The organism is Microcoleus sp. Pol14D4, from assembly GCF_036701245.1.
Lineage (GTDB): Bacteria > Cyanobacteriota > Cyanobacteriia > Cyanobacteriales > Microcoleaceae > Microcoleus.
On sequence record NZ_JAUBQM010000033.1, the window covers coordinates 41837 to 63013 of the forward strand.

General features: G+C 47.0%; 12 protein-coding genes and 1 tRNA gene. 7 read left to right on the top strand and 6 right to left on the bottom strand.

Annotation, left to right across the window (positions count from 1 at the left end; all coding sequences use genetic code 11):
• Positions 1–71 precede the first annotated feature (71 nt).
• From QUA33_RS14055 to QUA33_RS14080, 6 genes are all read left to right on the top strand, one after another.
• Positions 72–2471, top strand: a complete 2400-nt coding sequence (locus tag QUA33_RS14055) for an AMIN domain-containing protein (RefSeq protein WP_333149107.1) — start codon at positions 72–74, stop codon at positions 2469–2471.
• An 838-nt stretch (positions 2472–3309) separates the two neighbouring features.
• A complete protein-coding gene (locus QUA33_RS14060; protein WP_278187376.1) occupies positions 3310–3618 on the top strand; it encodes an HU family DNA-binding protein in 309 nt (102 codons plus the stop codon).
• Between the two features lie 15 nt (positions 3619–3633).
• Positions 3634–4767 carry a threonine-phosphate decarboxylase CobD gene (gene cobD, locus QUA33_RS14065; protein ID WP_333149108.1) on the top strand — a complete coding sequence of 378 codons (1134 nt, stop codon included), beginning with the start codon at positions 3634–3636 and terminating at the stop codon, positions 4765–4767.
• Positions 4768–4957: 190 nt separating this feature from the next.
• The gene (locus QUA33_RS14070) at positions 4958–5080 is read left to right on the top strand and encodes a hypothetical protein (protein ID WP_333149109.1); all 123 of its coding nucleotides are present in this window, start codon (positions 4958–4960) and stop codon (positions 5078–5080) included.
• A gap of 49 nt (positions 5081–5129) precedes the next feature.
• The gene (locus QUA33_RS14075) at positions 5130–6605 is read left to right on the top strand and encodes an NAD(P)/FAD-dependent oxidoreductase (protein WP_333149110.1); all 1476 of its coding nucleotides are present in this window, start codon (positions 5130–5132) and stop codon (positions 6603–6605) included.
• A 620-nt stretch (positions 6606–7225) separates the two neighbouring features.
• Positions 7226–12700: an AAA family ATPase gene (locus QUA33_RS14080; protein ID WP_333149111.1), complete on the top strand. Its 5475-nt coding sequence runs from the start codon at positions 7226–7228 to the stop codon at positions 12698–12700.
• A gap of 507 nt (positions 12701–13207) precedes the next feature.
• On the opposite strand, the gene QUA33_RS14085 is transcribed toward QUA33_RS14080, so the two are convergent.
• From QUA33_RS14085 to QUA33_RS14095, 3 genes are all read right to left on the bottom strand, one after another.
• Positions 13208–13294 (bottom strand) — tRNA-Ser (locus QUA33_RS14085).
• 60 nt (positions 13295–13354) lie between these two features.
• Positions 13355–15955, bottom strand: coding sequence for a ComEC/Rec2 family competence protein (locus QUA33_RS14090; protein ID WP_333149112.1), 2601 nt, complete (start codon positions 15953–15955; stop codon positions 13355–13357).
• A gap of 211 nt (positions 15956–16166) precedes the next feature.
• Positions 16167–16646 (bottom strand): DUF4079 domain-containing protein, encoded by a 480-nt coding sequence (locus QUA33_RS14095; protein WP_333041247.1) that lies wholly within the window; start codon positions 16644–16646, stop codon positions 16167–16169.
• 252 nt (positions 16647–16898) lie between these two features.
• Here QUA33_RS14095 and QUA33_RS14100 point away from each other — a divergent pair, with 252 nt between their 5' ends.
• Positions 16899–17945, top strand: a complete 1047-nt coding sequence (locus QUA33_RS14100; RefSeq protein ID WP_333149113.1) for an endonuclease/exonuclease/phosphatase family protein — start codon at positions 16899–16901, stop codon at positions 17943–17945.
• Positions 17946–18771: 826 nt separating this feature from the next.
• Here the strand turns inward: QUA33_RS14100 and QUA33_RS14105 are convergent.
• The 3 genes from QUA33_RS14105 to QUA33_RS14115 form a co-directional block, all read right to left on the bottom strand.
• A complete protein-coding gene (locus QUA33_RS14105; protein ID WP_333067312.1) occupies positions 18772–19116 on the bottom strand; it encodes a DUF1815 family protein in 345 nt (114 codons plus the stop codon).
• Between the two features lie 316 nt (positions 19117–19432).
• Positions 19433–20164 carry a RadC family protein gene (gene radC, locus QUA33_RS14110; protein WP_333044167.1) on the bottom strand — a complete coding sequence of 244 codons (732 nt, stop codon included), beginning with the start codon at positions 20162–20164 and terminating at the stop codon, positions 19433–19435.
• A 122-nt stretch (positions 20165–20286) separates the two neighbouring features.
• A complete protein-coding gene (locus QUA33_RS14115) occupies positions 20287–20910 on the bottom strand; it encodes an excalibur calcium-binding domain-containing protein (RefSeq protein WP_333149114.1) in 624 nt (207 codons plus the stop codon).
• Positions 20911–21177 lie beyond the last annotated feature (267 nt).

Sequence of the window (21177 nt, forward strand, 5' to 3'; positions counted from 1 at the left end):
TTTAGTGAGTTTAGCAGCTAGCGACAAAAGACTGCGAACAAAAAATAACAAAGTGTAGTGGAGGAGAGAACGTGAAACAGCATCTACGGTTAAGTGGAGGACTCTTATGCAGCGTTGCAGGAGTTGCGATCGCCCAAGCCCCCGTCTGGGCAGCGCCCACTCAAGTCACAGGAGTGCAAGTAAGTCAAGGCAATAATGGCGTAAATATTGTGCTGGCGACAGAAAAGGGCGATCGCCCGCAAGTTTTCGCCATCAATAACGGCAATACTTACCAAGCCACAATTGTTAACACCCAGCTTCGTTTGCCACAAGGCAACAGCTTCCGTCAAGATAACCCCGCTCCAGGGATTTCTTCCGTAGAAATCAGCCAGGTAGAGGCTAACAGCATCCGCGTTGTGGTGGCGGGTACCAACGGAGTTCCCAACGGACAAATTGTGCCGGGACAAGGCCAAAGCATCGTTCTCAGCGTTGCCGGAGAGGGCGGTACAGCACAGTCTGCCCAAACTGTACCCCCGCCGCCTCCAGGTCTGCCGCTGAGCCAAACAGCTCCCCCGCCGGCTCCCCAAGTCCGCACGTCGCAAAACCCAGGCGTGCTGCTGCCAAATCCCGAAGTTACTGTTACCAGAAACGATCGCCCGCCCCTCCCCAGCGAAATTCAGTCCCAGACAAATCAGGCTGCGCCTTTCCAGCCACGGGCAGTTGCGCCGCCCTTGGGAGATATCGCGGTGTCTAACATCGCCCCCGGCGCGGGAAATATTGAACTGAGTTCGGGAGAACGCATCCCCCGCTTGGTGCTGCGGGATGCCCCAGTCCGGGACGTTTTGGCTCTGCTGGCCCGCGCTGCTGGATTGAACATTGCTTTTACAGGTGGCGGTGCCCCTACTCAACCGGGCCAGCCCGCAGTGCCTGGTCAGCCGGGAGCCTCCGGCTCAGATGAAGGGCCGAAGATTTCTTTGGACATCGAAAACGAGTCGGTGCAAGATGTCTTTAATTACGTGCTGCGGCTCAGCGGGCTGCAAGCTAACCGTCAGGGGCGGACGATTTTTGTAGGGACTAGCTTGCCGATCGACTCGCGCAATATTATCATTCGGACTCTGCGGCTCAATCAAGTCAGATCTACGGATGCAGCTAACTTTTTGAGCGCTCAAGGTGCGGAAACTCAACTGCCGATTACTCGGGTGACGATTCAAAGCGTGGGCCAGGGAAATGCGGCGCGGGATGTGGAAATTAGGGAACCCGACATTAAGGCGATCGGCGCTAGGGAAGGCACCGGGCCGCTCTTACTGAGGGGACTGTCGGTGCTGGCGGATTCTCGGCTTAATTCCATCACTTTAGTGGGAGACCCGCGCAAAGTTGACATGGCTGTGGCTTTCTTGACACAGCTAGATTTGCGTCGCCGTCAAGTCGCTGTCAACGTCAAGGTGATCGATATCAACTTGTTGGGAAACAACACCACCAACAGCAGTTTCTCTTTCGGGATTAATAACAATTTTTTCGTCAATGACAATGGGGCTGCAAGTCTCAATTTTGGTGGTATCAATCCGCCCACTGGCCAGGATGTAAGTAGTGGCATAGCTAATCGGCCGATTATTGAGAACCGAGACATTCCCACACAATTCAGGGATACTCCTTTCTACGATGCCAACGGTCGGCGTACCGTGCCGTTTACAGGTCAAGGTCTCGAAGGCCCCGCCAAAGGTGTGTTCCTCCAGCCGACAGCCCCAGTGACTAATGACCCCACGCGACTTGGAATTACGGATTACGAACCAGGCTCGACGACTGGCTCAGGAAGTGCAACTTTCGGCCTGTTCCCGCTGTTCCAATATCCCAGGAGGTTCCTGTCGGCGTTGCAGGCAACTATTCAGAGCCAGAATGCCAAAATCCTGACAGATCCGACTTTGGTGGTTCAAGAAGGAGAAACGGCAAATGTGAATATTACTGATGAGGTGATCAGTAACATCACGTCCGACACCCAGACTACCGGAAATACAAGTACCACAACGGTGACGGCCGTCAAAGACAGGGCTGGTTTGCAGTTGGGGGTAGCAATTGACCGGATTGACGACAACGGCTTTGTTTCTCTGCGGGTGAACCCGATTATCAGGACACCGGGCACCCCCCAAAACCTAAGCACGGGCCCGAACACCAATACTATCAGGCTGCTGGGCGAGCGCTCCTTGCAATCAGGCTTAATTCGCCTGCGGGACGGTCAGACTTTGATTGTTTCGGGGATTATCCGCGACGAAGAACGGATTACAGCGAACAAGATTCCGATTTTGGGAGATTTGCCGATTATCGGTTCGCTGTTCAGGAGCACAAATAAGGCTAACCAGCGAGCGGAGTTGATTGTATTGCTGACACCGCAGATTTTGGATGATAGCGATCGATCGAACTTTGGCTACCAAAACAACATCAGTCCCGACGCCCGCCAACTGTTGCAGCGCAGCCAGCCCGTCCAGCCGAGACAGTAGGAACGAAGGAAAAATGCCTTGCTGTCAACTTTCCACCCTCTTTCCCCTGAACTCGACAGTCCGACAGGGGTTTCAACCCCTGCTTCAAAGCTAAAGTCCTCTTGCATAGGACTAAAGAACTCATTAGTCCTATGCAAGAGGAGTATAAATCAATACTCCGGACAGTTTTTGAGACAGAGGCTGAAACCCTCATTCTACCGTTAGCATTAGATCTCGCTGAGAAGGCTGAAACCCTCATTCTACCGTTAGTGCTTGAAAACTGTCCGGACTATTGATAAATCACTCTTTCAGTCGTCTAAAGACGACTTCTGCTATGAGACAGGGACTTCAGCCCCTGGCGGGTTTAGAGAGAATGAAACAGCCCTGCCCCGCTGGCGAAAGAAAGAGGGGAAAGAAAGAAGAAAGAAGGAAAAAACTTTTCCTTTAGCCCTTGACAAATTACATTTTATTCCTTCTATTTCTTATTTCTTTAGGCTTTCAAATCCACCGAGGCGACAAATCTTCTCTCCAAGGTGGTATTTTTTTACCTAAATTTTGGGATTAATTAAAAAAAATTAGCAAGTTCCATATAAATTAAAGGTTCCACCGATCCATAACGGTCGGCAAGACTTTAGAATAATGCAGTGAAAATTAGATGCTGTGGGGTTTTCAGCACTTAGAAACAAAAATTCCTTTTCTGACCAATTACCCTAGGGTAATTAGTATTCAGCAGGAGTTGTGATTCGAGGAAGCGGACGGGAGCAATAGGGAACCACCCAAACCTCCCAATCCACACCTCAATCCAGTTGATCGCTCACGGCTAATAGTTGAACTAACTCTGTTTAACGTAATTTTGCAAATCCAGAAGGAGTTCGCAATGAACAAAGGTGAATTGGTTGATGCAGTCGCGGAAAAGGCTAGCGTGACGAAAAAACAGGCAGATGCTGTTTTGAGTGCCGCCCTTGAAGCAATCATGGAAGCTGTCTCCGATGGCGACAAGGTGACGCTGGTCGGTTTTGGCTCGTTTGAGTCGCGGGAACGCAAGGCCCGCGAGGGTCGCAATCCCAAAACTGGCGACAAGATGGAAATCCCGGCAACCAGAGTTCCTGCATTTTCCGCAGGGAAGTTGTTTAAGGACAGAGTTGCACCCCCGAAAAACGCGGAATAGCTGGCGAACTGAGTCTTGATTAGACCTGTACACGGTGGGAATTTAGCTTGGGCAGCCGCACTGGCAGGCTGCCCTGCCTCTGCTATTCTGGATTTTTCTGCCAGTATCAGTCCTTTGGGCCCTCCTGAGTCGGCCCTGGATGCGATTCAATCACACTTGAGCAGTCTTACGGCTTACCCAGACCCGGATTATGGAGAGCTCAGGACTGCTTTGGGTGAGGCTTTGAATGTTGACCCGGATTGGATTTTGCCGGGGAATGGTTCGGCGGAATTATTGACTTGGGCGGCTTGGGATTTGTCGAAGCTTCCGGCGACTTATTTGGTGACTCCGGCTTTTGGCGATTACTGGCGGGCTCTTTCGGCTTTCGGGGCGAAGGTGCTCAAATGTCCTTTGGATCTCCAATTGTTGGATGCGGAGCCTGTTCGCCGCTTAGTAACGGATGATTTGTCGGTTTCTAACCGTTCCCTTGTCTCCCCTTCTTTCCGTCTCCCGGTTCCTCTTGCTCTCGATGCCGAGAGAGGTTTGCTTCTGAACAACCCGCACAATCCTACGGGTTTACTGTTTGGGAGAGAGGCGATTTTGCCTTATGTGAAGCAGTTAGGTATGGTGGTGGTGGATGAGGCCTTTATGGACTTTCTACCGCCTTCTGAGCAGGAAACTTTGATAGATGCTGTTGAGGAGTTTCCGAATTTGGTGATTTTACGATCGCTCACTAAATTCTATTCTCTGCCGGGACTGCGCTTGGGCTGTGCGATCGCCCATCCCGATATTCTGCGCCGCTGGCAGCAGCAGCGCGATCCTTGGCCTGTGAATGCTTTGGCTGCTGCTGCTGCTGCTGCTGTGGTTCGAGATGCTGCTTTTGAGCGGCAAACCTGGGATTGGCTTCCTGTTGCTCGCTTTGAGCTATTTGAGGGTTTGGCTAATTTACCGGGTTTGCAACCTTTTCCAGGCGCGGCTAATTTCTTGTTGGTTGAGTCGTCTATGTCGGTTTCTTCTATTCAAAAAAGTCTGTTGGAACGACACCGGATTTTGATTCGGGATTGTTTGAGTTTTCCTGAGTTGGGCGATCGTTTTTTTCGGGTGGCTGTGCGCTCAAGGGCGGACAATCTGCGGTTGATTGCTGGACTTAAAGAAGTCAGTAGTCAGTAGTCAGTAGTCAGTTGTCCGTTGATAAACCGATTTTATTGGTCGTTCGAGCGCACCTACCCAAGAAACCCGGTTTCTCTGAGAAATCTTGGGTTTTACAGCGAAGTATCTAGGCAGAAACCGGGTTTCTGACCCCGCGCGCCGATCGCCCTAAACTACTAACTAATGACTACTGACTAATGACTAATGACTAATGACTACTGACAATCAAGCATCCAGGATACAAGCTCCCGGATTCATCCGTCCCGAAATAAAAAACCTGTATCAGATGAAACTTGCCGAAGATATTTATCCGTGGTCAATGCTTCAATTCTAAAATCTAAAATCTAAAATCTAAAATCTAAAATCGATTGACTTCTTTATTTATGCTTGACTATGATTTAGTGATTATTGGTGGAACTCCGGCCGGACGTTATGCTGCTTTGACTGCAACTAATTTCCCGGCTCGCGTTGCTTTGGTGGAACCGCTAAGTAATTCCCAAGATTTGCCGACTGGGGGGAAAGAGTCGATCGACCTTGGTTTGAGATACAGCCAAACTTTGAGGGAGGCTGCTCGTTTTGCTCAGCAGATCGGCCGCCAGCAGTTGGGGGTTCGCTGGGAAGTCGCTAATTCCTCTATGCCGATCAAATTAGGGTTTGACGGGGTTCTCAAGTGGGCCGAGGGTGTTGTTTCTAATTTGTCAGAAATTGATGATCTCGGCGTTTTGGCTGCTCGCGGTGTCGATGTTATTTTTGGCAGCGGCGAGTTTGTGGCGAAACCGGATTTGGCTTTCGTTGTCGGCGGGCGAAAATTGCGATCGCTTTGTTATTTGCTAGCTTGTCCAACTCTGCCGGCGATTCCCAATATAGAAGGACTTTCGTCTGCTGGCTTTTTTACTTCGGAAACTGTCGGGAAATTAGCAAAACTTCCACAGTTGCCTAAAAGTTTGGCTGTAATCGGCGCAGATCCCAGCGGTGTCGAAGTGGCTCAAACTTTTGCTCGATTAGGGGTTACTGTTACGCTTGTGGTGAAGGGTTCGCACATTTTGACGAAAGAAGACCGAGAGGCTGCTGGCTTGGTTCAAGCTGCAATGGAAGCTGAGGGAGTGCGAATTCTGACTGCTACTGAGGTGACTCAAGCGAGGGTGATTGATGGTAAAAAGTGGATTCAAGCTGGGCCAAGGGCGATCGAAGCTGAGGAGATTTTTCTCGCCGCCGGTAGAGGGCACAATTTTTCGTCATTAAATCTCGAAGCGGCTAAGGTTAAATTCAGCGATCGGGGGGTGATTTTAAATGAAAAGCTGCAAACAACTAATCGCCGCATTTACGCGATCGGCGATCTTGCTGGGGGTTATCCGTTCCCTCACATCGCTAATTGCGAAGCTGCGGTTGCTGTGAAAAATGCTTTGTTTTTGCCGATGTTTCAAATAGATTATCGCGGGATTCCTTGGGCGATTTTTTCTGACCCGCAATTGGCGAGGGTTGGCTTGACTGAAGCGCAAGCAAGGCGCCGTTTTGGAGACGATCTAATTGTTTGTCGGGAATATTTCAAGAATGTTGAAAGAGCTCAAATGTCCGGGGATACAACTGGTTTTTGTAAGATTGTCGGGCGTCGCAACGGGGAGATTTTGGGAGCGAGTATTGTGGGGCCGCAAGCTGCTGAGTTGATTCACGCGATCGCTTTGGCTGTGCGTCACGGGATGAAGGTTGAGGCGATCGCCGAACTTCCTTATATTTGGTCGAGTTTTTCGGCAATTAACGGTCAAACTGCTGCTGTTTGGGAGTCGCAGCGCTTGGGCAGCAATACTTTTATGCAGAATTTGTGCGAGAATTTGTTTCACTGGCGCAGGTATTGGAAGTGAAACAATCAAAGGGGTAATTGGTAATTCGTAATTGTAAGTATCTGAGTGGCAAAATATAATTGACTTGGGCTAGTTCCATAGTCTACTTATCAACTTTGGCATTTAATGCCTGATTCACTTATTAGAGTGGGGCAGCTTGTTCTGGCCTCTCGACCAATAATTCTGCTGGCGATCCCATGAATCCCCATTTGTCCCAAATCTGACACACAAACTCAATTTTCTCTGCTTCCAACTTTAAATTCCGCTCCGCCCGCATTGTATTAATGACATTAAATTATCACCTAAACTATACATTAACACTTAATAGGCGATCGCATACAAGCATCGGTGTCAAAAATACTTTTAAGTACCTGAGTAGCCTCTTAAATTTTTCTTCTATCAACTGCTGTCCTTCACTCAGCCTTATCCTCCTTCATTTTCTACTTAGTCTTAACTCAAGTATAAACACCTCTTATATAAACAATTCAAGTATTGTTTTAAACTTGTGCTTTCATAAGTTGAACCACAAAGTATATTAAGAAAAATGTAATACAATGAATAGCACAGCAGATAGAGCGACAATAGTAGATATCAAGTCTCAGAAACTTCAGGCTTTATAGAAGTAGTAGGAATACGTAGGTATGACTAGCATCACAAATCTTTTTCTAGGATATCACATAAACGAGCAAATATACGCAGGTAATCGAACTCTAGTTTATCGTGGCATTCGATCGGAAAATGGGCAGCCAGTCGCGATCAAACTGCTGCGAAATGACTTTCCCCGCTTCAACGAACTGGTTCATTTCCGCAACCAGTACATCATTGCTAAAAACTTAGAGATCCCTGGCAGTGTTAAGGCATACAGCCTGGAGACTTACCATAACCACTATGCTCTGGTGATGGAAGACTTTGGCGGAATTTCCTTAAGTAACTACCTTGCTAGTCTCGCATCCGATAGCAACGAACCTCTAGAAGGCTTGCCCGTTAACGAGTTTCTTCCCATTGCCATTCAAATTGCCAACGCCCTTGACGGACTTTATCGCCACCACGTCATCCATAAAGACCTCAAGCCCGCCAACATTCTGATTAACCCCACCAGCAAAGAAGTGAAGCTGATTGACTTCAGCATCGCTTCCCTGCTGCCTCGCGAAACCCAAGAAATTCAAAATCCTAACGTCCTCGAAGGCACTTTACCCTACATATCTCCAGAACAAACTGGCCGGATGAACAGGGGTATTGACTACCGCACAGATTTCTACTCTTTAGGAGTAACATTCTACGAATTACTAACAGGAAAGTTACCATTTCAAACAGACGATCCAATGGATTTGGTACACTGCCACCTCGCCAAACAACCTATCCCAGCCTCAACGATCAACCAGAGTGTTCCATTGGTGCTGTCTGAGATTGTCAGCAAACTGATGGCGAAGAATGCTGAAGCTCGGTATCAAAGCGCGATCGGACTCAAGTTTGATTTGGAAACTTGTTTGTCCCAGTGGCAAGAGACAGGGGCGCTGACTAACTTTAAAATAGGGGAGCGAGATGTGTGCGATCGCTTCTCTATCCCCGAAAAATTATACGGTAGAGAAAGGGAAGTATTCTCCCTGCTAGCGGCCTTTGAGCGCGTCAGTGGGGGAAGTACCGAAATGATGCTGGTTGCCGGTTTCTCCGGCATTGGCAAAACCGCTGTTGTCAACGAAGTTCACAAACCAATTGTGAGACAGCGAGGCTACTTTATTAAAGGCAAATTTGACCAATTTCAACGCACCCTTCCCTTTTCAGCATTTGTCCAAGCTTTTCGCGATTTAATGGGACAATTGCTGTCAGAAACAGATACTAAAATTGAAGAATGGAAGGTGAAGATTTTGGCAGCTTTGGGCGATAGCGCTGGGGCGATCGTTGAAGTCATTCCCGAACTCGAACGTATTATCGGATCGCAACCGCCAGCCCCAGAGCTTTCTGGCAGTGCCGGTCAAAATCGCTTCAATTTGTTATTGGAAAAGTTTATTCAATTATTCACAACAAAAGAACATCCTTTAGTGATTTTCTTGGATGATTTGCAATGGGCAGACTCAGCATCGTTAAAATTAATTCAACTGCTGATGAGTGCTACCGATAACTGCTATCTCTTATTAATGGGAGCTTATCGAGATAACGAAGTGTTTCCAGCACATCCCTTGATGCTGACCTTAGCAGATATTCAAAAAACTGAAGCAAAGGTGAATGCGATTACCTTAGCTCCGCTCAATCGAGCGGACGTAAATAGTTTAGTAGCCGATACTCTAGCTTGTTCTACAGCGTTGGCTCTGCCTTTGACAGAACTCGTTTATCAGAAAACCCAAGGCAATCCATTTTTCAGCACACAATTTCTCAAATCTTTGCATGAAGATGGGCTAATTAAATTTAATTTTGAAGAGCGGTATTGGCAGTGCGATATTGCCCGAGTGCGAACCTTGGCACTAACAGATGATGTAGTAGAATTTATGGCACTTCAGTTGCGAAAGTTGCCAACCCAGACACAGGAAATTTTAAAGTTAGCTGCTTGTATTGGCAATCAGTTCGATTTAGGGACTTTAGCAATTGTTGATGAAAATTCGCCCCTAGAAACCGCAACAGCTTTATGGAAGGCACTAGAAGACGGGCTAATTTTACCCATTACCGAAGTTTATAAGTTTTATCAAGTAGAGGGGAATAGCGCATCGGTAATCGGTAATGGGAAGGAATCTGACCAATTATCATTTACCCACGACCAATTACCCAAATATAAGTTTTTACACGATCGCGTCCAACAAGCAGCCTATTCTCTCATTCCTGAAGACCAAAAGCGCTCTACTCACTTAAAAATAGGTCAACTGCTGTTAAAGAATACGCCAGAAGCCGATCGAGAAGAAAGAATTTTTGATATTGTCAATCACTTAAATGTGGGATTTGAGCTAATTACCCCGGAGGAAGAACGGGAGAAATTAGCACGATTGAATCTAGTTGCTGGAAAGAAAGCCAAAGCGGCTACTGCCTATCGTGCTGCGGTTGATTATTTCAAGATTGGCAGGGAATTACTGACAGCAAATAGTTGGCATAATCAGTATGAAGTAACATTAGCGCTGCATACCGAAGCAGCAGAAACGGCCTATCTAAGCGGTGACTTTGAGCGGATGGAAGAATTGGCATCAGTTGTGGAAAGCTGCGCCAAAATGCTACTGGACAAAGTGAAGGTATATGAAGTACAGATGCAAGCTTACATGGCGCAAAATAAGTTACAGGAAGCGCTGAATACGGGACTACAAGTTTTAAAACAGTTGGGGGTAGAGTTTCCCTTCGAGCCAAATCCGTCTGATATTGGGCAGGCATTAGGGGAAACCGCCTCAATTTTGAGCGGAACGCGGATTGAGGACTTAATTGAGCTGCCTCAAATGAGCGATCTTTATCAACTAGCAGCTATGAGACTTTTATCAAGTATCTTTGCTCCTGCATACATTGCTGCTCCTGCACTGTTGCCTTTGACTGTGTGCAAACAAGTACAATTATCCGTCCAATATGGGAATGCTTCTGTTTCTCCCTTTGCTTACGCCAATTATGGTTTTCTTCTTTGTGGAGTTGTGGAAGATATTGATTCAGGTTATCAGTTCGGTCAATTGGCTTTAAGTCTAGTGTCAAAGTTAAATTCTCAAGAAATCAAAACAAAGACAGCCTTCATAGTAAATTTATTTATCCGACATTGCAAAGAGCATCTCAGGGAAACCTTAGAGCCTTTGGTGTCAGCTTACTCTAGCGGAATGGAGGCAGGAGATTTAGAATATGCCGGCTATAATTTATTACAGTCTTCCTGTTCAGCTTACTATAGTGGCAAAGAACTGAATCTCCTTGAAATAGAGATAGCAAGAAACAGAGATGCTATTCATAAAATCAAGCAAGAAACAGCGCTTAATTATATAGAAATTTATTGGCAGGCTATCTTGAATTTGCTGGGAAAAAGTGATAATTCCTGCCTTCTAAAGGGTGAAGCCTGTGACGAGCAGATGAAGCTGCCATTTTACCAGCAAGCGAACGATAAAGTAGGAGTTGCATACATATATTTAAACAAACTTTTACTTTGTTATTTGTTTGAAAAATACTCAGAAGCGATTGATAATATCGCTATAGCAGAGAACTATTTAAATGCAGTAATAGGAATGCCCGTTGTTCCTGTTTTCCATTTCTACGATTCTTTGGTGCGGTTGGCGGTGTATTCTGACACTCCACAGTCTGAACAACATGAACTTCTTGACCGAGTACAAGCTAATCAAGAAAAAATGCAGAAATGGGCGCATCATGCCCCCATGAATCATCTGCATAAATTCTATCTAGTAGAGGCAGAACGGCATCGGGTTTTAGACGAAAAAATAGAAGCGATCGAGATGTACGACAAGGCGATCGCCCTCGCCAAAGAGAACAAATACATCAACGAGGAAGCTCTAGCTCACGAACTCGCTGCTAAATTCTATTTAGAATGGGGTAAAGAAAAACTGGCAAAACCCTATTTAATTGATGCTTACTATGCTTACGCTCGTTGGGGAGCAAAAGCAAAGATTGACCATCTAGAACAGCGCTATCCTCAATTGCTTGCTGTGATCCTGCAACAGGAGCGAACTAGCCAGAATCCGAGCGAAACAATTCACACATCCACCCATAGTGAATTATCCGTATCTAACACGAATAGAACAATTATCGGTAGCACCAGCAGTTGGGGCTTAGTAGATTTGCCGACAGTTATCAAAGCTTCTCAAGCTCTATCTAGCGAAATTAAACTCGATCAATTGCTCACTACCCTCATGCAAGTTGTGGTGAAGAATGCCGGAGCACAAAGCGGAGCATTAATTTTGAATGAAGAGGGAAACTGGAGGCTCAACGTCCACTGTACAAACCGTCAAGACTGCGTTCTGCAATCAATTCCGGTTGAGGAGAGCGAAGTAATTCCTCTGAGCCTGCTCAACTACGTCAAACGTACAAAAGAAACCCTGATTTTTGATGATGCTAGCAATCAACCAAGATTTGCATCTGACCCCTACATAATCCAACACCAACCTCAGAGCCTGCTTTGCACTCCAATCAGCGAGCGAGGGAAAATGATGGGGATTTTGTATTTGGAAAATAATTTAGCAACAGGGGTATTCACGGGCGATCGCGTCGCCATCCTAAACATCCTTTGCTCCCAAGCTGCAATTTCCTTACAGAACGCCCGACTGTATCAACAATCTCAGGAATATGCCCAAAAACTAGAGCAGTCTATTGAGGATCTCAAACAGATGCAACTGCAATTGGTGCAAGGTGAGAAAATGTCTGCTCTCGGCAATTTAGTCGCAGGGGTAGCCCACGAAATTAACAATCCCGTAGGCTTTATCGCCGGCAACTTGCAACCCGCTCAAGAATACGTCGGGGATTTATTCAATTTGATCGATCTCTATCAAGAAAAATTTCCCAATCCGGGAGGGGAAATTGAAACAGAAATTGAGGATATGGACTTGGAGTATTTGCGAGAAGATTTGCCCAAGTTAATTGGCTCAATGAAGGATGGAGTCGATCGCATCCGCAATATCAGTACGAGTTTGAGAACCTTTTCCAGGGCAGACAGCGATCGACCAGTTTCTTTCAATATTCACGACGGACTCGAAAGCACTCTCCTGATTCTCAAGCATCGTTTAAAAGCGAGCGAGTTTCGCCCTGCCATTGAAGTTGTGAAAGAGTATGGTGATTTGCCGCTCGTGAAATGCTTTCCCGGCCAGTTGAACCAGGTATTTATGAACGTACTGGCCAATGCCATTGACGCTCTGGAGGAGTCAAATAAGGGACGCATTTTTCAGGAAATTAAAGCCCTCCCCAATCAAATCACGGTTCAAACTGCTCTGAGCGAAGACAACAATCAGGTTTTAATTCGCATTAAGGATAATGGAGTGGGGATGTCGAATGAAGTCAAGGAAAACATCTTTAACCACTTATTCACAACCAAGTCTGTGGGTCAAGGAACCGGATTAGGATTGTCTATAGCCCACCACATTGTTGTGGAAAAACATGGAGGTAAATTAGTTGTGAATTCCTCATTGGGGCAGGGTTCGGAGTTTGTGATTTCTATTCCAGTATGAGCAGTTCGTGCTAGGCTTTTACCGCATAGAGTACCGCCCCCCCAACTCGGAACCTCCTTATTACAAGAAAGAGGACACGGGGAACGGGAAACAGGCTCTCTTGCTCTCAGGCTAGGAACTAGCGACTACAAACTAGGGAAATAAAAACTCTAGGCTCATTACCCCATACTCCGTCCGCACCTTATTAGTTAGTGATGGAGGCAGCGGTTTACAACCGACTGCTTTACAAAAAAACTCTTCTCTGTTTTTGTTCTCGGTTCCGAGTTAAGAATTCCCTTGAGATTCTACGCATCTACCTTACCGAAACAAAAACGGCTATCATGCTACTGAGATTGTGGAGTTTAATTTCATAGCTGAAAACTCTATTTGAATTAACTCATTTTTGATTGAACGATCGCTAACATCATAATGTGCGCAGCGCGGGCCCTACGTTGAAGTTTGGATTAAATAGGCAGCGCGCACCCTACATTAATAAGGTGCGCGCTTGCCACTTGAGGCTTAGATGTACGGAGAGGGTGGGATTTGAACCCACGTTAGAGTTACCCCTAAAGTAGATTTCGAGTCTACCGCATTCAACCGCTCTGCCACCTCTCCAATAGATTTGAGATGTGAGCTAAAAGTATTTTACCGCACAGTGCGCCACATTGTAAATCTTTATAAAAAAGAAGTTTGATTTTCTTCAGATTCCAGAGTGGTCTTAAATCCCCCTGCGGGAGTCCACTGGAGGGCTCCGTCGCGCCCTGTCCAGAATATCTGAGTTTTGCTTTGGCGCAGTTGGGCTGCGGTTTCTGGGTCGATTTCGTCAGCAGATGCGATCGCCACTTGCGGCCCAACTGCGCCCAATAACTCAGCCGTCAGTGCTTTTCCTGACCACCACAGCACTTGAGCCGGCTTCAAGGTTCCCGTTGCTGCCAATTTTTTTTGCGCTTCCGGTGTCATTTCACCGACGAGCAACCAAGTTCGATTTCTCACCAAGAATTCTACCACTGGAATCTCCGCATTCACCAACTGCAACCGCGTCGAACCCATATCAACTGTACTGCTAGTTTCTAAAGGAATATAAACGCCTTGGCGTGATTGCACAGCCGTCATAAATTCCTGATTGCTGCCACGGTGAATTTGTTTCGGATCGTTATTATCATAAAATGTTTTAAGTGGCAAGCGTTCTAGTAATTTTCCCCAACCACCGCTCAAACCTAAATGACCGTGAGTGGCGATCGCAAAATTAACTGAATTAACTCCTTGCTGCTGCAAAAAAGGCAACACTGTAAACCTTACGGTATTTTCATCACCGCTATTAATTAGCGCCACTTTTCCCCTATCTTGAATTACTAAAACAGGTTCGCCAGATGTCGCCAGCAAAGTAACTTGAAATAAAGATGCTTGAACGTGCCAAGCTGGCAAAACTATGATACTTATTCCCGCCACCAGCGCTAGCGGTAAAATCCAAGCAGATGAAAAACTCGGCAGCGCAATAACTCTGCTTTTCCCCTTCTTCCCTTTCCCTTTTTCCTGGTTTTTCCCTCTGACTGCTTCCGGCTTCCGTCTTTTTTCTTCCTTCCTCCTTCTATCCGTTACAGAATCCGTTGCCGAACTTCCCCCGATCCAAACCCAGCAAATTAAACTGTAAAGCGCTATTAGCTGAAACACGGATACTTGACCGACAGCTACAGAATTACCCGGTAATTGCGAGAAATATTGGGCGATCGCAATTAACCCCTTTGCCGGATAATCGAGCAGTTGCGCTAAAACACTGCCAGCGGGCGGAAAAATCAATCCAGCTAAAGCGCTAACCATCCCCCCAATACTCAAAATCCACAGCAAAGGAGCCGCAATAATATTAACTAAAATGCTGTAAGGTGATACCACACTAAAAACATAAAGTAACAGCGGTAGCACCCAAACTGAAGCGGCGACCGGAACCACAACAATCGAAGCGATCGCGGGAGGCATCCAGTCCAACTTAGCCATCAGCGGGGGCGTTGTCACGATTAACCCCAAAGTCGCCAAAAAACTCAGTTGAAAACCTAAATCCCAAATCCACAAAGGGTTAACCAGCAGTAAAATGGTAGCAGCGATTAACAGCAATCCCAGCGGCTTAACTTGGCGGCTCAGCACCAAAGCAAATAATGTTCCAAATCCCATCAAAGCAGCGCGACATACTGAAGCTTCAAAGCCAGTTAATGCCACTAGCAAAAATAAAGCACCGACGCCAAAACTAAATTGTAATTGTTTGGAAAAACGCCTGGTCAAACCCAGAACTAAAGCCAAAACCATTGAAACTTGAGTGCCAGAAGCTGCGATCGCGTGGGCTAATCCAGCCTGCACAAAATAGTCGCGGATATTGTAAGGTAAATCTACTGCTTGTTTGCCGAGGGCGATCGCACTGATTAAAGGCCCTTCGGGAACATTTAACTGCGATAGTTGCGATCGCACGATCCGCTGCCGCATCGCTTGAATTTTCGATGGCTGCATCCCGCTTGGCTCCAAGAAAGCAGCCGTTTGGCTGTTAACTCGATTTACATCCGCGATCGCATTTTCTCTCCTCCAGTCAATTTGACGGCCTTTGAGCCCTACAAAAGCTCCTTCTCTGGCTAAATATGCTTGAAAATCAAAAGCCCCTGGATTCGACGGCGGCTGCGGTTTGTACAAGGAACCCACAACTGCGATCGTATTGTCGGCGTACAAACCCGTTGCTTGCAGGAGGGGCACTGTAACGTAGAGTTTGCCGGATACTGGGCGGTTTACGACTGATCCTCCCTCGCCGCCGTTGATTTCGCTAACTAAATCTGTTTCTAGCCAAAATTGCGATCGACCCGATCGAGTCAATCGAGGCGTACTGACAACTCTACCGCGAACTGTCACCGCCACTTCTTGAGTGTTTCCGCCAGCCGGAATCAGTTTGCTGATGTCATCTATTGCCGGTTGGGGCGATCGAACTGCAAAATAAATGCTAGCTAGAAATGCCACCAAACCCGCTACTGCCCACACCCATTTCGCTCTCGGCAGCATCTCCAACAAACTCAACTCTTCCCTCGCATCTAAGGGTGCTTCAAGAGCATTTTCTTTTTGTCGGCTGCGTCTTTTCTTAGTAACTTTGACGGAATTTTTAGTAAAATTTCGCAACAATTTTGGCAGGGCTATCGCCACGGCTATTCCCAAAGCAAGTATCCCGTATCTACCCCAAGGAACCGCTGTAGAAATCAACCCCAAAATGTAGGCAAGACAGAAAATGACACCCGTTGCTTGATTCATTAATTAGTAATTCAGAGGGGGAATATTTCAGGGAAACCGATGCAAGAATTAGGCACTCCTTACCCAAGAAACCGGGTTTTTCAAGCGGAGTAAAAAGCTAAACGCCGTGTATTTAGATCGAAAACCCAGTTTCTCGCTGCCCCTGCGTAAGTTATGGGAAAATTTCTTTCCTTACATTCTTTCCCTTCCCCTTCCCCTTCCTCTTCCTCTTCTAAATAGACAGCCCCAATTTTAAACCGAAAGCCGCGTGCAGCACCATAAGTGCAAGGGCCGTCGTGCCTAAATAAGCGTGAACTGCCCGCAGTGCCAGCTTATTGCCCCCAAAACCCGTTAGCGAAATCAAGCTGCCAACAGCCAGCAAAACCAGCACTGCCGAACCCGTCCAAAAATGCGGGCTTTCCATGACTGGCTGGTGCTGCATCACCAGCGACAGCAAGCCGCCTGTATAGCCCAAAGCTAGAAACAGAAACATCCACGGTGCAAGCTTGCGGTGATCAGAGCGACTTTTGAGTGCGACATCTTTATCGGCGGCCAAACGTCCCTGCCATCCCGTATACCCGACAAAACTGCCCATCGCCACCACCACTATCCCCATCATTACAGGGTGTCCCCAATGGGTAATTGGTTCGGGAATTCCCAGACTGCGAAATTGACTGGCGATGGGTTCTAGTAGTTCGCTGAGATTTATCATTTGCTTGAGATTCCTAACTTCGCGATCGCTAATTTTGATTTAACCAACAACTTACGCTAAATAGCAATATATCGATCGCGATTTTCAATCACTGTTTCCACCCATAAGTCCGTATAAAATAAAAGAGCCGGACACAGGAGAAGTGTATTCCCTCGCCTCAGCAGGGGAGCGGTCATTTCAGGTAATTTGATCTGAGCAGTATCCAGTTTTTTGTGTCCACACCCGTAAGAGGAGGCTATTGCAGACGGCGCTATGATTAAGCCTTACCGATTTTTGCAGCTAATTGCTCAACTGCTCGCCTACGCTTACTCAGCACTGATTGTCAGCTATCTGATTCTGAGACTGATCTTTTGGGACAGGCTGTGGCCGATTGCCTTGATGGGGGATTTTGTTCCTTGGATTTTCTTGCCAATCTTCCTGCTGCCAATTCTAGGGTTTTTTATCATAAAGAAACGCTGGTTCGCGATTCTTTCCTCTGTGGCTGGCATCTACTTGCTGGGTTGGCTACACGTCACCTACTTTTCTCCCCAGCCGACGAACATCACTGACTCCCAGCCAACCCTCAAGATTTTTTCTCTCAACCTCGGCTGGCATCACAAATCCCCACAAGCTTTGGTCAACCTAATTGAGAAAGAAAAACCAGACATCATTTGTCTGCAAGAAATTAAGGAGGATTACGCCAAAGAAGTATTCTCTAAGTTGGCCGCATTATACCCGCACCACCTGGGGCGCGGATACCATGTGATTCTCAGCAGATATCCCATTCGCTCTTTCCAAAAGTTAAAGCTAGCCGGTGGGAACGAACCACAGGAACGAGCTATTATCGCAATGAACCAGCAAGATGTAGTTCTTTATAACATTTCAACCACCCCACCGTGGTTTCGCCAGCATAAAATTTTGCCTTTCCTCAAAATCCCAGTTTACGAGTACGGCGACCGACCGGCACAAATTCAAGATTTAGTGCGCCGACTCCAGAAAGAAACGCTGCCGACTATTGCTGGCGGGGACTTTAATCTGACTGACCAGTCTCAAGACTACTATTATTTGAAAGCGGTTATGCAAGATGCTTTCCGAACAGCAGGAGTGGGTTTTGGCTTTACTTTTCCTCACGGGTGGGATCTGAATTTACTGGTTAAACAGTTAAACTGGAAATTAACTTTTCCCCTGGTGAGGCTTGACTATGTTTGGTATTCTCAGCACTGGGGGGCGAAATCAGCCAAGGTTTTACCGCCAATTGGTTCCGAGCATCTGCCCATGTGGGCAGAACTGCGGATGCGACCGAAATTGGGACGAGTCTAGGGGGTACACAACTCTTTTGTGGGGCGACTACAAGGGCATTGGTGTCAATTTAAGCTCCGGGCGAAGATCGTGATACTGTTGGCGAATCCGTGAAGGGTGACTCCTCACATTTGCTCCCATCACACCCCTCTTAGATCGTGTTCGGATAATTGCCCGCAATTAATTTTTCTATCCTTCTTCCTCTTTCTTCTTCCTTTTTGGGGTACTTGGCGTACTTGGCGTTTTGGCGGTTCATTATTAAACCCCCAAAGAAACAAAATATTGATGCGCCAACAGTCTCATGGAATTCGAGACTATACAAACAGGGAATTTTAGACAAATGAAGATGTTTTCAACAAAGCACAGACTAATTGCTCGAATTAAGCCTTACCGACTTTGCAGTTGACTTCTGAATCGCCCGTATGCCATAGCCCTCGGTCTGCGCTTCACCCAATCTTCACAACCTCATCCTCACTGTGGATGTTAAATTCTACCTCCCTGCTTAAAGTTAATTTCAATTCCTTGACTTTTGAATGCCAAAGTGAGAAATTAACATCGCAGCCGACGAGCAGTCGCACTTCTAAATTTTGCTAATGGCTCTCAAGGGAGAATCAACTGCTGAAAAAAACTAGAGGTTCCAAGTTTGACACTTTTTGCATAAAGTATGCCGTCTGCCCGATGAGAGTTTGATCGACTGAGCGTCTCAAGGCACCCTGAGAGCACCCTTGTCTGTTGAGCAGCCATCGCTGTGCAACACCTAAACCCTATCAACGAACTCGCTGGGGATTCGGTTGTAGCAGACAAGCACCGACTTTCTTGCGTCGCCTTCCTCGGAACCGTGCAATCGCTAAACTCGCTGCGCCGTCGCTAAAGTAGCTTCCGAAGGTTGGATTTGATACTTTACGAGATTTGCCAGTTCTTGTAACTGATTAATCGCTTCTGCACCTTCTAGTTTCATGAGTTCGCGGTCGTCCCGCATCTCAGTCCAAGTGATACCGTAATCTGACACTAAGAATCGAATCAGATGGTTGTCCGTCAAACTGACCATAAATGAGGCACTGTTCATCTGACCCCCGCAAGTGTAGCAGGATGCCAGATAACCCCGATGCTCTAGCACGATCGCTAAAGCTTGGAGGTTCATTACCAAATCTTGAACGAATTTACGGTGTTGTTCTGCAAGTCTCAGAAACACAGTTCTCCTCCTATCACCACACCGTGTATTTTACATCCCATTTAATAATTTCTTAATAAGTGGGTATTTAGGTGCTGGTTCAGTATACGTTTAGTATGCTCAAAAAAAATCGGATTAGCGACCTCTTCAGCCTACCTATACTAGATTAACCGAGTTGTGGTCGAAACTAAGTATCAGCAGCGACATTCAGCCAAAACAGGCTCTGGCAGGGGACTCCATCTGGAAAATTTGCCTGCTGTCAGAGCTGATTGGGCCGTCGGAGAGCCAAAGATACAAATAACTAATGATAGTAATCAAATTAGTTAAGTATAAAAATTCAATCGCCCTGGGGATACTCGTCCCAAAGCGTCGTCGTCTGCCGCAAGCTCCGAAAATCCCCATTCCCCAAAATCAAGTGATCGAGCAGCGGAATCGACAAGAACTGCGCTCCCGCCAGCAACTGTCGCGTCAAAGCAATATCCTCCGGGCTTGGCTCCACAATCCCGGAGGGGTGATTGTGCGAGATAATCGCCCGCGTCGCCCCTTGGCGGATCACCTCCCGAAATATATCCCGTGGGTGAGCCAAAGTTTCCGTGGCTGTGCCGATCGTAATTACCTGAGTTCCCAGCAGCCGATTTTTCACATCCAGCAGCACCACAGCAAAGCGTTCCTGAGACTGCCACATCAAATCCTGACTCAGGGCATCCGCCGCCGCTTGCGGAGAGTCAACCACAGCCATTTCCGGCGGCCGCGACTGAAATACCCGCTTCCCCAACTCCACTGCAGCCAAAATCGAAGTCGCCTTAGCAGGGCCAATCCCGTGAATCTGCGTCAACTCCTGAACGCTAATAGTGCGTAGCACAGCCACAGGATCGCGGGAATGCAAACTCAACTGATTTAAAATATACTGTCCGAGCCCGACGGCGGAAAGTTTGCCGGGTCCCTGACCAGTACCCAGGAGAATTGCAATCAATTCTGCAGTCGCCAAACTTTTCGGGCCACCCGCCATCAACCGTTCCCGTGGCCGTTCACTCGTTGGCAAATCGACAATTCTCAAGCTGTAAGTCATAGCTGCACCCGCACCGCAAGCTCAACAATTAGATGATTTTAGCCGATCGATTTGCGTTCTTCAATTCGTACAATCACCCAAAAAAGCCTTCATCATTAACCGAGGCTGTTGGCAGATTAAATCTAACGCAGTGTTTCGCAAGCGATCGAGTCTCGATCTCGATCGAGCTTAAACGGATCGCCCGGATATGCCTCTAAAACTCGCGGGGCTTCGGCTTGAGTCGCAAAGTCAGAACAGTTGCAATCCGAGTTAACGCAACTCGGAAAATCGGCATTTTTAACCTTTGGTTTAGAAGACTCATAAATAACTTTCTTGGTATCTTCCTTTGGCTGCTGTGTATCAAGAGCAATCTCTGCGGTTCGCTCAACAGATTTGGCTGAAGATGGCAATTTGCGATCGGGCCCTGGTTTGGCAAGTGCAGGTACCTTCGCAGAAATTGCAGGTTTCGGTGTTTGTGCCGGCGTTTTGACAGTCTCCGACTTGCGTGTCTGCACTGCCAAAAGCAGTGACGGCTTAGCGGTTTGAGATGATACTAGCGGAGCGCTTGGGGCCGGAAGTGCCACCGAAACTCCCTGAGACTGAGGGGGTGCAGTGACGCCAACAAGTACAAACGAAGCTGCCATCAACCCGCCGTACATCGCGATCGATCGCTTGCGGGTTGGTGCGCCAACCCATTTCGGATTAACAATACCCAGAAAGAAAGCAGGGATCGACAATAAAAAGCTTAAGACGAAAAAATTAAACATAGCGATTTTTAGCAGTAAAAAAGAGAAGTCATCCAGGACGCCGAAACCGGGTTTCTTTTACCAAAATCCGAGGTGAAGCAAGAAGGATATCTGTTTAAACAACCTGAGTTCTTTAATCCCTGTGCGTCAGTCCTGAGAAGTTAACTTGCTTATTTATCTGCCGGCTAACTCACAAATCCCTATGATTTACGGTAATTGCTCAACTAGGGGAAAAAAGGGAGCCATGAAGAGAGAGGGCTTTTTGAATAGCTTGATAAGCAGTTAAGC